At 44.9% G+C, this 14,120-nt stretch carries 10 protein-coding genes; 6 read left to right on the top strand and 4 right to left on the bottom strand.

What is annotated here, in order from left to right:
• Positions 1-176 precede the first annotated feature (176 nt).
• From GF309_15685 to GF309_15675, 3 genes are all read right to left on the bottom strand, one after another.
• Positions 177-800, bottom strand: a complete 624-nt coding sequence (locus GF309_15685; protein ID MBD3160219.1) for a hypothetical protein — start codon at positions 798-800, stop codon at positions 177-179.
• A 6-nt stretch (positions 801-806) separates the two neighbouring features.
• On the bottom strand, positions 807-1,289 hold the full coding sequence (locus GF309_15680; protein ID MBD3160218.1) for a hypothetical protein: 483 nt from the start codon (positions 1,287-1,289) through the stop codon (positions 807-809).
• A 124-nt stretch (positions 1,290-1,413) separates the two neighbouring features.
• Positions 1,414-1,815: a glyoxalase gene (locus tag GF309_15675; protein MBD3160217.1), complete on the bottom strand. Its 402-nt coding sequence runs from the start codon at positions 1,813-1,815 to the stop codon at positions 1,414-1,416.
• A 146-nt stretch (positions 1,816-1,961) separates the two neighbouring features.
• Between GF309_15675 and GF309_15670 the strand changes: the two genes are divergently transcribed.
• Complete coding sequence (locus GF309_15670) at positions 1,962-3,305, top strand: FAD-dependent oxidoreductase (GenBank protein MBD3160216.1); 1,344 nt, start codon at positions 1,962-1,964, stop codon at positions 3,303-3,305.
• 185 nt (positions 3,306-3,490) lie between these two features.
• Positions 3,491-4,006 carry a redoxin domain-containing protein gene (locus tag GF309_15665; GenBank protein MBD3160215.1) on the top strand — a complete coding sequence of 172 codons (516 nt, stop codon included), beginning with the start codon at positions 3,491-3,493 and terminating at the stop codon, positions 4,004-4,006.
• Here GF309_15665 and GF309_15660 read toward each other — a convergent pair.
• Entirely contained in the window at positions 4,003-5,073 is a 1,071-nt protein-coding gene (locus GF309_15660) for a calcium/sodium antiporter (protein MBD3160214.1), read from the bottom strand. The genes GF309_15665 and GF309_15660 overlap by 4 nt on opposite strands.
• Before the next feature lie 112 nt (positions 5,074-5,185).
• Between GF309_15660 and GF309_15655 the strand changes: the two genes are divergently transcribed.
• The 4 genes from GF309_15655 to GF309_15640 all read left to right on the top strand — a co-directional run.
• Positions 5,186-6,175, top strand: a complete 990-nt coding sequence (locus GF309_15655; protein ID MBD3160213.1) for a hypothetical protein — start codon at positions 5,186-5,188, stop codon at positions 6,173-6,175.
• A 291-nt stretch (positions 6,176-6,466) separates the two neighbouring features.
• Positions 6,467-9,238, top strand: a complete 2,772-nt coding sequence (locus GF309_15650; protein MBD3160212.1) for a hypothetical protein — start codon at positions 6,467-6,469, stop codon at positions 9,236-9,238.
• Positions 9,239-9,477: 239 nt separating this feature from the next.
• Complete coding sequence (locus tag GF309_15645; protein MBD3160211.1) at positions 9,478-12,318, top strand: hypothetical protein; 2,841 nt, start codon at positions 9,478-9,480, stop codon at positions 12,316-12,318.
• Between the two features lie 237 nt (positions 12,319-12,555).
• A partial coding sequence (locus GF309_15640; protein ID MBD3160210.1) for a hypothetical protein occupies positions 12,556-14,120 on the top strand: 1,565 nt, incomplete at its 3' end.

The following is a 14,120-nucleotide window of genomic DNA, read 5'->3' as shown; positions in this document are numbered from 1 at the left end:
TGTTGGGCATCTATCACATCGACAGAGATGAAGTACGTCCTCTGCACGTTTCCTCTGTTATTCCTCGGACATACCTTCCATTACTGCGCCGTATTTCTCTTCGAACGAAGACTCTTTCCAGGTCTCAATATCCGCCATTACCATCATCACTCTGTCCCCTTGATTCTCTGTTAACGCTATTGCTGATTCTGTTTATTGAGAAATGTCATGATTCTCTTGAGCAGATAGCAGGGCGTCTTACCCAAGGAGCTGCTGACATTCGCCTTCGAGGTTCCTACAATGTCAGCAATCTCTGAAATGCCATTATCCTCCCATATGAAGTAGTAACAGTGTTCCAGCTGCGTTGATGTTAGGCTCAGAAGAGTTGTGAGCCATAAAGCTGAGACAGTTACCATATTGATTTCTTCATCTGAACTTTCTTTCCCTATTCTGAAATCTGCAGATCGTGCCATGTATTTCATTTGCTTGATTTCATCTAGAGCTTCTCTCGCATTCCAGAATGCTGGTCCGTCACACTCATCTGCATTTTCTTTCTTGATAACGATTTTCCCTGTTCCAAGGCCTACCCGGAAGCTCAGTTCTCGCATAAGCAGATTATGGAACAGAAATACAATCGGTTGCCAGCTGTTTACGAGGAGCTCGATACTGTCACCCTGAGTGAGAGAAGGATAAGCAACGCAATACTGATTGAATCGACGGTAGGCATTGTCCAACAGCAGCCGAATGTTTTCATCCATTTCTTTGCGCTTGCTAGTGTCGATATCTCTTGATGCTACAATATCGATAATAGCTGCAATCATGGGTACTCACCCAACGAGCAGAAACCTGAAACCTATCCATGAAAATGCCAGCGCCATTGTTATGCTCATCAGAGTACCCAGGATATACCAATCCGCGCACACTCGATCTGTTGTATCTCGACTCGAATAGCGGAAAATCGCCTTTGCAGCAACCACTACGGAGAGGAAGCTTAGAACCGCTGTAAAAGATACTACAGCATCATAATACGCAATCAAGAATGCTATGAAAACTAGGCTACGTTCTGTATAGCCGATGAGATAGCCCCCATTCTCTAGACCTCCGCATCTCTTTGAGATATCCTTCCCAGATTCCAAATGAGAGAATATGAGTTCAATCAGTAACCCTGGCACGAATAACGTTACCAGATACACGAATACGAGGACCAGCAATGCCTCATAGGATTCGAGGGCTACTGTTATTCTGGTTAACAATAGGGAAAGGGCACTGAGCAGAATCAGTACCATCCCAATTACGCTTTGTTTCTCCATTTAAAACACTCCCAAATGTGTCACTATGGAATATTGTTTGGAATAAGTTAACCTTTTCGGTTAATAAATGTCGATGTTAACTTACAATGTAAACAATATGGAATCTCGCATTGATGTCTCGATTCTACTCTTCATCCATTCGCGGGCCGTACAGTTCGTGGATATTGCCTTCGGGATCCGCGAATATGGCAGTCCTGCGTTTCCACGGGGTATCGTGGGGTTCGCGCACGGGAATAGCTCCCTTCTTGATGATTTCATCATATCCCTTGTTTACTGCTTCTGTACTCGGAAGGCGGAAGGCAAGCTCGAAGGCCTGCCCTTGTTTCTCTTGATTGTATGAATAATGGTCACTTAGTTCATACATAGTTTCGCGAGCACAGATTGCAAATCTTACGTTCTGACTTTCAAATTCAACATAATCATCAGTGACATAGTTCTTCTGAAAACCTAGTACTTTGGTGTAGAAATCTGCCATCTCATCAACATCATCAGCAAGTATCGTAACAAGCCCAATCTCTGTCTTCATTTCAGAATGCACCTCTTTCGTTTAGCTTCTGCTGCTTTGTATCTAGTAGATGCACATGTGGATTTTAATGTAATAGTTTGCTTCACACTGTTTTGACGGAACAGACATCACTTCAGAATGGGTAAAGGTTTTAGGTGAGTCAATGTGTGCCGAGAGTAGACAAAGGGGTTTTGTCCTCGATGAGCGATGAATTCGATATTATTGTTGTTGGCGCCGGTATTCTTGGCGTTACCTCGGCTTATTACTTGCAGAAGAACAATCCGGGCAAAGACATACTGTTGATTGATAAGATGGCTGCTGCAGGCCAGGCCAATACAGCTATGAGCGCTGCTGCTGTCAGGAATATGTTTTCGTCCAACACAAACCAACTTCTAACCGACACATCAGTTAACTTCATTGACCATATTCAGAATGAGATTGGATATGATGTCACCTTCGAGAAAGTAGGATATCTGTGGCTTCTAAGCAAAGACCAATTCGATCATCCGAGTGTCAGGCGTTGGATAGAACGAATGCGTGGTGCTGATATCCATTGTCGAGTACACGAGAAGGACGAACTCAAGGACAAGATACCCGCCCTGAATGTTGACTTCGAAGGTGATGAAGAAGCCGAGCTTATGAATTTGGAAGAAGTTGAATACGGCTTGTTTGGCGGTGATTGTGGCGTTCTGGATCCTACCAGCCTTGTGGAATTCTATTTGGATAAGTTCAAAGACATCAGCAACGTATCCCCTCGTTTCGGCGTCAATGTGGAACGCCTTTTGCTGGAGGCGGTTCCAACGTTAGATTTGCCTGGCGAACCCCTTGTTTGGCAGAACAAGAAGGTAAATGGAGTGGTTACTGATAATACCATACTGCGAGCAGATACTGTTGTACTAGCTACTGGAGCATGGTCAAATGAATTGCTTGACCCGATAGGAATGGATGGACAAACCAAGGCGAAGAAGCGCCAGATGTTTGTTGTTCATTCTGAGGATAATGAGGACCTTCAGTCGCTTCTTTTCACCGAAGGGTTCAACGACATGGGAGTTTTGCCTTTCACCATTCTGCCTTCTGCAGGTGTCTATTTCAGGCCGCAAGTCCAAGAAGAGGGGTTCTGGATCGGATGCGGTGACAAGGTAGGACGTCCATATCACTATATTCAGCCAAAGCCAGAGCTCGCAGCAGAACAAGCGTACTATGAGAATAGCGTTTATCCTGTTTTGAGCAAATACTTCCCTGTGTTTGCCAATTCTAGGCCTGTGAATAGCTGGGCTGGTGCGTACAATTACAGTCCTGATCGTATCCCCTATGTCTACAAGAAACATGGAGTCCTTGTAGTTAATGGGGCGAGTGGGAGCGGTATCATGAAAGCAGATGCAATGGGACGAATATGCGATGCTTTGTACAGAGGTGAAAAAGAAGCACAGCTGTATGGCGATAGGAGCATACCTTCTGATGCCTTGCGAATCGATGATCGGAAAGTCGAAACCGAAGGCGTAATCATATAACCCGAAAAAGTATCCCCTAGGCAAGTACGCTCGCGGCAAATACAAAAGGGTTCTTCTTGGTATTCGTTAGTTGGCTTGCGCTCTTGGTATGTAGTTCATTCTGTGCTGCGGAAGCTATCAAATCCAGCAGATGCAAAGCAGCTCAATTAGGTAAGTAGAAATAGGTTCTTGCCAAAGTTGTTATTATGTCAACGGGAAGCAAGTCCGAAGATCACGGGCCACCCCAAGAAGGGCAGATAGCACCGGATTTTGTCCTGCCAAGCACCAGTTCTGAAGAAGCTCATCTCCTAGAGTATGAAGGACAATGTTTAGTCTTGGTTTTCTTCCCGCAGACGTTCACTACTTTTTCAACTATGCAAATCCGTCAGATTCTTCAGTTCCATATCGCTTTACAGACACTTGGTGCCGTTGTTCTTGGAATTAGTGTCGAGCCGGTTGAAGCTTTGCGCACATTTGCAGAGCAAGAAGAAATCCCGTTCACGCTTCTAAGTGATTTTGAGCGAGAAGTGGCAAAGGCCTACGGGGTGTTTGAAGAGGAGCTAAATGGATTCAGGCATGTAGCCAAACCAAGTGTGTTTGTTGTGAACAAGAAGCAGCGGATTATGTACCGCTGGGTGTCAGAGGATTTGACTGAGCTGCCGGATTTTGATCAAATCTTGGGTGTCATTCAGGGATTTGACAAGAGTGCTGATATGTGCTAGAGAAATGCTCCTTGTGATATCGAGATGAATATGACTTGGATGAATATGTAAAGCAGTACCATTCCAATTCCTTCGGCCCGTGTAACTCTCCAGTCTCTTCGTATAACGTAATAGAAGATTAGTGAAAGAATCAGAAATGCAGCCAGGAGTATTCCAGAACTCATAATTGAGAATGTAACCGGGAAAATGAGGGGTACCAGTCCTAATCCGAGGGCGATATTCACAATATTGCTGCCAACAAGATTTCCAACCAGAAGGCGACCGAATCCATGCCTAGCACTATTGATTGAGACCGTAATCTCTGGCATGGATGTCATCAAAGAAATCACGGTGAACCCAATGACGTCCTCTCCTATTCCCCACGCAGAGTTGATATATTGAGCTCCTGTTACAACCCACTGGGCTCCGACTGAAACAGCAATCGCCGTTATGGCTATTATGGCAACATCTCGAAGCGGGATTTTCGTGGTTTCTCCTTTGCTTTCATTATTTTCATCGGTAGAACTACCCGGAGGATTTCTACGGGCTTCTCTGATTGATGTCAGGAACTTGAATCTCAGGAAGAAATCAACGAAGATGCTGAATTGGTAACATCGATCACATTCGGTTCTGCCCCAATAAAGGAATGAAAGATAGGCGATAAGCAACAGAAGAAGTACTGCTGCCTCAGGAATCACGATTGTCCCAAAGGCAACTGGATTGAAAATCATGAGGGCTAGAAGTCCCCCAGCGAGAATCATGATCTTCGTATCCCTGTCAAGCACAATGTGATTGGTTGAAAGGGGTGCGGCTATGGCGGCTATTCCTGCTACCAGTGTGATATTGGTGATGCTCGACCCAACTATGTTCGCAAAGGCAAGGTCTGCTCCTCCAGCTGCGGTGGCTGCTAAGCTGGCCATAACTTCGGGGAGTGAGGTCCCAATCGCAACTATGGTCAGGCCAATGAGTAAATCTGATATGCCAAAGGATTTTGCTAGGGTGGTTGCAGACTGAATCAGATAATCAGATCCTTGGACAAGCAGAGCAAGTCCTCCTATGAAAAGTCCAACATTGACTATCATCTCCATAATCTGCAGTTCAATCACCCCGGCTGGAAAAGTATCTTGATTCTGAAACTATAATGTAAACATTCATCTATTAACCAATTGGTCTCGCACTGGCTCATGTAGTCAAAACTAAATACGTTTGCGGCATAGCTTGTTAGAGGTGCCTAAGGTGACCGTTGAGCAGCAACCAGGAAGGCTTTCCATAGTAGAGCTCCAAAGCGGAATCGAACATGAATCCTTTGAAGAGGCACCTGACGAACCCCTTGGCATCCAACTAGTCGGTATTCGACCAGCTGACTTGCGAGCGATTTCTACGCGTTTTGAAATTGACTTAGAAGACCTGCAGGACCTTCAGGATATGGACGAGCGGCCGAGACTACAAATCGAAGATAGGTTCACTATGCTTGTTCTGCGGGTACCTGTTGATTTGACAATAGAGGGCCGAGAGTACTCGACTGCTCCCATCGGCTTGTTTACAAATGGTCGAGATGTGGTTGTTCTGCAGGATAGAGAAATCCCCTTGCGGAAGAAACGGTTGCTGCGAAGACTGAAGATGGCCACTTCTCCAAATGAGATGATTTACTCCTTGCTAGCCATTGTTATTTCGTCATTTGAGCACTCCCTTGACATGATTGAAGCAACCATAAACGAAGTTCAGAAGAATATCATGTCCGAAATTTACCCCTCGCAACTTGATCGCTTCTTCCAACTGTCTCGTGATGCCGTCTTCATGGAGGCTGCACTTTCATCAAACATGAATGTCCTGTGGCGCATGAAGCGGTCTCCTGATGCAGGACAAATCCAGCTCGATGAAAATAGATTATCTGAACTGGAAGTTGACCTTCAACAGCAAATGGAATTGAGTGCCATCTATCGAGAGCTGATTGACAATGCGATGAACGCGTATGATTCCATAGTTTCACATAATCTTAACCGGGTTATCAAAACACTCACGAGTATCTCACTCCTAGTATCATTGCCAACTCTCATTGCTTCGCTTTATGGCATGAATGTTGGCTTGCCTTTGGAGAACCATCCGTATGCTTTCATTGTCTTAGTTGCAATGAGTTTGAGCATTACTCTTCCCGTTCTTATCTATCTACGAATCAAGAATTTGGTCTAACTGGATTTTCGTTAAACCCGCCGAAGCCAACACTTGAGACGGGTCTTATCAATAATACTTGCAACGATGTTTCTTGCAGGCTTTTCTGTGCCTATAGAAGTAACCGATACTCCAGCACGACTTATAGATATCCTTCCATATTATCTACAGCGCTTGCCCTCGATGTATCTATTGTAGAGATACTTCACTTCTGAACAATGAATCTGACGTGCCAAAGCTAATTTGTTTGAACTTGAAAGAATTAGCCATTATTTAAATAGTAGAATGGGGAGCCAGTATCGAGGAAATGATTTGAAACGCGCCTCACCATTACTACTAATAACGCTGTTTCTCGCAGGGATTTTTATTCTGCCTGTAGGAGTCACCACCACTACAGTGCACTTGCAGGAAACATCGCTTGATATTGAAATACTGGAGCATGAATCAGAACCATCATGGCTTCCAGCAGACAGAAACGTTAGAGTTGCAATCTATAACGAAAGCAATAGTACTGTTCCCAGCTATGCAAGTAATCCTGGTGTGGATCACAATAATGCTTCTGGATTTCAAGATATTCTTCTTAGCTACGGATATGAAGCCACTCTGCTGACTACAAAGGATATTTCCAATCATAAACTGACAACAGCAGAATATGATATTCTTGCCTTGGTTGACAACGTCCCAAGAGAAAACATCACAAATCAAATCAAGGAGTTTTGGCTTGGAGGGGGCGGATTGCTAGCACTGGATGGATCCGCAGGATATTTGTGTCATTTCGGAATTCTACCCTCTGAGTCAGAAGGATCAGACGGTTTCTCCGTGTATTGGCAATATGATGGTGATGATTTCAATGTGACTGCTCGTCATCCTATCAGTAAGGGATATGAGAAGAATCAAACAGTAGAAACAGGTTTTGGGTTCCTTGCTTGGAACTGGACTGCGTTGCAGGGAACATCAATCGCCAGCGATTTGACAATGGTGGCGAGATCAAATGCTGATTCAGATGATGTCACAGCGCTTGCATTCGAGCCCTCCAACAAAGGTGGCAAGATCGTAACCCTTGCAATGGATAATCACGGGGTTATTTACCAAGACCTCAACCAGATGGTTGCAGATTCGGTTGATTGGCTTTGTCCGCGACCAAAGGGCAGAATCCTATATGATTTGTCTCACAGGCCTCATTATGGGCTTGATTCTTGGGATGAAACGGTATACACAGATTTCTACTTCACAACGTTGCGCAATACCATTGTTAATCATGCTTATACCGTTGATAAGTTGTATCCGTCGGCGAGTGGAAACCTAACTTTGGACAATCTGGGCAAATACGATATGCTGATTCTTTGTGAGAGTGCAATCAACTATACTCTGTCTGAGATTCAAGCTGTAACAGACTGGGTGGATGCCGGGGGAGGTCTGGTTGCACTCAATGATGCACCCTATCAGCCTTTAGCTCAGCAGTATCTTAACAACATCACACGCCAGTTCGGGATGGAAATGAATACTTCCTATACTGGACCTGCTGAAATAGTCTTTCAAACAGAATACCAACACCCAATCACTGAGGGAGTAAGCAACGTACGCATGTGGACTCCAGGTGCCATCAACATAACAGGTTCCGCATATCCAATCTACAATGACACTGATGGAAATATTGTTGTTTCAGGAAGTGATCATGGTGACGGTAGGGCTCTTCTTTTTGCCGATCGCAGAATTTTTGCAAATGGGTATATTGCTTCATACAATAATGAGAGAGTAGCAACAAACGTGGCAAACTGGCTCATTTCTTGGGACGCTGATACCATTTTGTATACTGATGAACCGAATAGTGTGAACTATTACAGAACACCAGTAGCGCGGGCACTTAACGAGCTAGGTATGGATTTCTACTTGGTATTCGCAGATCAGTATCTCAACCTATCGCTGCACCACAGGACATGGGAGTTGATTGTTGTTGACAATCCATGGTCAAGTGTAGATGATGCTTATGATGCAATGTTTGACCACGTTGAGGGTGGTGGCAGATTTGTAATGTCTAGCTATCGTGTAGACAATTCGCCTAGCGAACCATTGTGGTCTTTGCTGGGCTTTCAGTATATAACAGAAATGCCCGACAAAACTGAATTGCATATCTGGGACGAATCTCATCCCATTTTCAACACCCCCTACGACTACTCTGTTGCCAACTTCACTCCAACTTGGGATTATAATGATGAAGGTGATGTTCTCGGAGTGTTTCCAAATGCCACTGCTCTGGGAGGCAACAGCTCTTCTTACGATGTGAATCATTCTGTTATTGTTCTTGGAAACGAAGGTCGTACGCTTTTCAACGGATACCTTATCGACCAGTTCCAGGGCGATTTGGACGATTCAACTTACTCGGACAATTTCGAGTTGTGGTTGAACGAAATCGCTTTCGTCATGCGTCCAACGATTGACAGTCCAAGTGATATGAGCATCGAAGCGTTTGACACTGAGGAATCGATTACATGGACACCCTCCAGTGACAGGCCCATGTCATACAAGATTGAGCGAAATTCGGTTGAAGTAGAGAGTGCGTCTTGGGGCGGCGGCCAGATCACATATGATCTTGAAGAGGAAAGCCTCGAGTTGGTCACATTTGAACTAACCGTGTACAATGTGGCTGGTTCCTACGCCTCAGACACAGTCATGGTGACGGTTGTGGATACCACCGACCCATCGCTTGCTGAAGCTCCAGGTAATCTTGAGTATGAAGAAGGAACGACTGAGCACCTAATGAGTTGGTCCTTCAGCGATGCGTTCCCTGATTCCTATGTCTTGTATATCAATGGCACAGAAGAAGAAGGCGGTTCCTGGGATGGTTCAGAACTCTCCTTTGATGTCGGGGGGTTGAGTGTCGGTGCTTACAACCTCACGTTGTTAGTCAATGATACATCAGGCAATTCCGCAACCTCAACGGTCTATCTGACTGTCACTGGACCATCAGGCGGCGGCCCATTCGGACTCCCTGAGACGATATTTGGGATTGATACATGGATCATTCTGGCTGCAGCAGGTGTGGTCGTAGTGATTATCATCTTGGTCCTGATGAAGAAGCGGTAGTTTGAGTAGAATAGAAGCGAGAGCCACATCTTTGGCTCTCCATTTTTCTTTTTGCAAATGATGCGCCATCTAGTGATGCCCTCCTGTACTGTACGCATCGACTATACCAAATATCTAGGTTCTAGCGATTCTTCCCTTGTGGACGAAAAACCTTACGAGAAGATAGGTGCAAGAACTCGTTGAGATTTTTAGCTATTATTTAAATATTGTAATTCCAAAATATTTATCGAGGAAGTGAATTGAAACGCGCCTCACCACTAGTACTCGTAGCATTGCTCCTCGCAGGAATTTTTGTTGTGCCCTTAGGAGTCACACCGACTCCGGCACGCCTGCAGGAAACCTTGCTTCAGAATCAAAGAGTTGAACACATAGCGGAGCCATCCTGGCTTCCGATTAATAGGACCGTTAGAATAGCTCTTTATCATGAGACGAATTCAACATCTCCAGACTATACTTTCGGAGGTATGAACACAAATTACAACATCATATACAGTCATCTTCTGACTGCAGGATACGATGTAGAAAATATAACACGTCAAGATATTTTGGATCACGCATTGAAGACTGCAGGCTTCGATGTTCTGGTCTTGGCTGATAACTGTCCTCGCGAAGATATTGTCTATTTAGTTCGCGAGTTCTGGCTTGGAGGTGGAGGTATCCTAAGCTTCGACAGTGGTATAGGCTATCTAAGCTATGCTGGAATACTCCCCAGAGAAACTTACGAAGCGGATGATGGCAAGGACACCTATTGGAGATATGACTTCTCTGATGATGTGAACGTAACAGTTCGCCATCCGGTGACCAAGAGCCATGTGCTTGGTGAGCAACTGACCATGTACTATGGAGATTTGGCTCAATACAACTGGTCAGCTCTCACAGCTACCTCAGTATTCGGAGATTTAACAAAGCTTGCAGTTGATGATGATGACGCGAACTGGGTGCATGCAGTTGCAATGGACCCAACGGATATGGGAGGCAAGGTTGTTCAACTTGGAATTCCGATAGACCAATGGCCGTCTGATTGGGAGAATGTGATGATTGATGCCATAGAATGGCTCTGTCCGCGGCCCAAAGGACATATCCTATTTGATCTTTCGCACAGACCTCATTATGGGATAGATTCTTGGGATGAAACGGAGTTCACGGACTACTACTTCACAAACTGGCGCAATGTCCTTGTGAGTCGACATTATGCTTTCGACAAGCTTCACCCATCTGCAAGTGGAAACCTGACCTTAGACAATCTTGGCAAATACGATATGCTGATTTTGTGTGAGAGCGCAATCAATTATACTCTCTCTGAAATCCAAGCTGTAAGAGATTGGGTGGCTGATGGGGGAGGTCTGGTTGCACTGAATGACGCTCCGTATCAGCCTCTGCCTCAACAGTATCTGAATAATGTGACCCGCCAATTCGGAATGGAAATGAACACATCATATACTTCGGGTATTGATCCTGCCTGTTTCACAGAATATAAGCATTCTATCACAGAGGGAGTATCCAGTATTCGACTCTATAGCACAGGCGCTATCAATATCTCGAGCAGGGCATATTCCATCTATAATGATACATACGATAATATCGTAGTCGCTGGACGTGAATATGGTGATGGTAGAGCCCTGCTGTTTGCGGACCGGCGGTTTCTCACAAATAGCTACATTTCCGCTTTGGACAATGAGAGATTTTCGATAAACGTTGCAAACTGGCTTGTTTCTTGGAGAGCAGATACTATTCTGTACACTGATGAACCGGATAGCGTGAATTACTACAGAACACCAGTAGCGCGGGCACTTAACGAGCTAGGCATGGATTACTACTTGATCTTCAACCAGGAGTACCTCAACCTATCACTCCACCGATGGTCCTGGGAGTTGATTGTTGTTGACAATCCGTGGTCCGGCGTACATAATGCCTATGATGCCATATACGAACATGTTGAGGGTGGTGGTAAGTTCGTAATGTCTAGCTATCGTGTAGACAATTCGCCTAGCGAACCACTATGGCCTTTGCTGGGATTTCAGTTCATTGACGAAATGCCCGATAAACCCGAACTTCATGTCTGGGATTTGATTCACCCAATGTTCAATATGCCCTATGATTATTCTGCCGCAAATTTCACGCCCACAAGGGATTATGGCGACGAAGGCGACGTTCTAGGAGTATTTCCAAATGCCACCGCTTTGGGAGGCAACAGCTCTTCTTACGATGTGAATCATTCTGTTATTGTTCTTGGAAACGAAGGTCGTACGCTTTTCAATGGCTACCTTATCGACCAGTTCCAGGGCGATTTGGACGATTCAACTTACCCGGACAATTTCGAGTTGTGGATAAACGAAATTGCATACGTCATGCAGCCGACTATCGACAGTCCCATTGACATGAGTATCGAGGCAAAAAGCACCGGTGAATCAATCACGTGGACACCAACAAGTGACAGACCTTATTCATACGAGATTAAGCGTGATTCAGTCATAGTAGAGAGTGGAGACTGGGATGGCGGGCAGATCATATATGATCTTGAGGAGGATAGCCTTGAGCTACTCGCATTTGAACTGACCGTCGACGATACCGTAGGTTATTCAGTATCAGATACCGTCATGGTAACCGTTGTGGATACCACCTATCCTGCCTTCGTTGATGCGCCCGATAACCTGCAATACGAAGAAGGAACAGCAGAACATTTAGTCAACTGGACGTTCACCGAGGACTTCCCAGACTCCTATGTCTTCTATATCAACGGTACAATTGAAGAGAGCGGTACTTGGGACGGCTCAGAAATATCGGTTGATGCCGGAGGTTTGAGTGTCGGTGTTTGGAATTTGACTCTTGCAGTTAACGATACATCGGACAATTTAGCCACCTCAACGGTATACTTGACGGTTACCGAACCCGTTACAACAACGACCACCACAACTACTACGACCACAACTACGGAAACGACAACTACAACCGCAACCTCTGAAACGACTACCACAACGACACCGCCTCCAGATGGAATGGACTTGGCTATCATCCTGATTGCGGTTGCAATAGGGGCTGCTGTGGTAATTGTTATCATCATCTGGATGAAGAAGAAGTAACTCATCTAGAACACAAACGAGAGCCATGTACTTGGCTCTCCGTTATTTTCTTATTGTGTGATGCTCAAACACTTGAAAGCCCGTCTTAGGCTCAAATTCGAACTGATGCAAGAAGATGAGTCTTTTGACTGTGACTATTCTTGTGGTTGTTGAGTGAAAGTAGATGATGAACCAACAAGGCTAAGCATCAGCATAGCTTATATGTTCAACAGCTGTTAGATTTTGGGAGGTATTAATTTGAAACGCGCTTTACCTTTGATAGTTATTACACTGTTTCTTGCAGGGATATTTTTTGTGCCTGTAGGAATTACCAATACTCCGGCACGCCATCAAGAGGCATTGCCTGAAAATGAAGCTATTAACACCCCTTTTTCGGGCTCTTTCCTACCTCTGGACAAACAAGTCAGAGTGGCTATCTATGATGAGCCAAATACTACTCTTCCGGAATACGCTACTGGACTCGGTATGCAATTCAGCAATGAGGTAGCTGCCTTGATTACGCTGCTTGAAGGAGCAGGTTATATCGTTACCACTCTGAACGTTCATGATATTCTGAACCACCAATTGAAAACAGCAGACTATGATGTCTTGATTCTTGCTGACAATTACCCACGAGAAAACATCACAAACTTTGTTGATGAGTTCTATCTCGGAGGTGGTGGAGTACTTGGACTCAACGCGGCTTTTGGATATCTGCTATACAGCGGAATGATTATGCCTGAAGCAAAGGGGGATGATGCTTACGGCGGGTTATGGGATGAAGAATCTTGGTCTACTCATAAGATAGCACAAAGGCACCCCATAACGAAATCGGTTCAAGTGGATGATACTGTTGTTGAACCTTCTCACGATGCTAAGGAATTCTTTTTCGGATCATATATCAAAGAGAATTCCGTTGTCGCACCCTATTTTGAAGTGGTTGCTAATCAAAGTGATGGGTCCGGATACTCATCAATAGTGTGCTTGGATAATGTGTTGAAAGGCGGTAGAGTTGTTGGTATGGCTGCTAACACTACCACAATAACATCGGATATGGGTGATATCATAATCGACGCAGTAGAATGGTTATGTCCTAGGCCAAAAGGCAGGATATTGTTTGACGTATCTCATCGAAACTTTTATCCGGTGGATACCTGGGATCCAACCCAGTATACTGGTGCTCCGAGGTTCAGTTCATTCAGAGAAACACTCGTAAACAAGTCATATACATTCGACAAGCTATGGCCATCAGCTGCTGGCAACTTAACGTCAGCCAACCTTGCTCCATACGACCTGCTAGTCCTAAACATGCCTGAGTATAACTTCACATTAGACGAAATAGCCGCAATTTCAGATTGGGTTTCTGTAGGTGGGGGATTATTCCTAATGGGAGATTATGACGGCTTCCTAGAAGAGAACCAGAACATAAACTACCTTCTGGCAAACTACGACCTGCGGATGAATCTGACGGAGAACTTCAACCCGGGAACCTTCACGACAACCGCTTTTGCAGAGCATCCAACTGTTGAGAATATCAACGAGTTGACTTTCTCTGGTGGATCTTATGTAAATTGTACGGGCACTGCATACCCCCTCGTTATGCAAGGCGCAGATACTGTGGTAGCTTCTCAAGAGATTGGGGCTGGTAGAATTATGCTTGCTGGTGACATCAATTTTCTTGCCAGCGAAATTGAGGAAAGCGATAATGTTGTTTATGCTGCAAATGTAGTCAATTGGCTGGATTCTTGGGATGCAGATGTCTTGGTACATCAAAGCTATCACATCAGCCATTTACCTGCCGGCGGGAGTGAGTATCGCTCTTC

It is taken from the genome of Candidatus Lokiarchaeota archaeon (assembly GCA_014730275.1).
Taxonomy (GTDB): Archaea; Asgardarchaeota; Thorarchaeia; order Thorarchaeales; family Thorarchaeaceae; genus WJIL01.
The sequence above is the reverse complement of the archived record's forward strand: the minus strand, read 5'-3'. Positions and strand labels throughout refer to the sequence as shown.

What these genes read in the sequence shown, in the direction of transcription:
- GF309_15685 (MBD3160219.1), bottom strand. Translation starts at nt 800, where the DNA reads ATGATTGCAGCTATTATCGATATTGTAGCATCAAGAGATATCGACACT.
- GF309_15680 (MBD3160218.1), bottom strand. Translation starts at nt 1,289, where the DNA reads ATGGAGAAACAAAGCGTAATTGGGATGGTACTGATTCTGCTCAGTGCC.
- GF309_15675 (MBD3160217.1), bottom strand. Translation starts at nt 1,815, where the DNA reads ATGAAGACAGAGATTGGGCTTGTTACGATACTTGCTGATGATGTTGAT.
- GF309_15665 (MBD3160215.1), top strand. Translation starts at nt 3,491, where the DNA reads ATGTCAACGGGAAGCAAGTCCGAAGATCACGGGCCACCCCAAGAAGGG.
- GF309_15660 (MBD3160214.1), bottom strand. Translation starts at nt 5,073, where the DNA reads ATGGAGATGATAGTCAATGTTGGACTTTTCATAGGAGGACTTGCTCTG.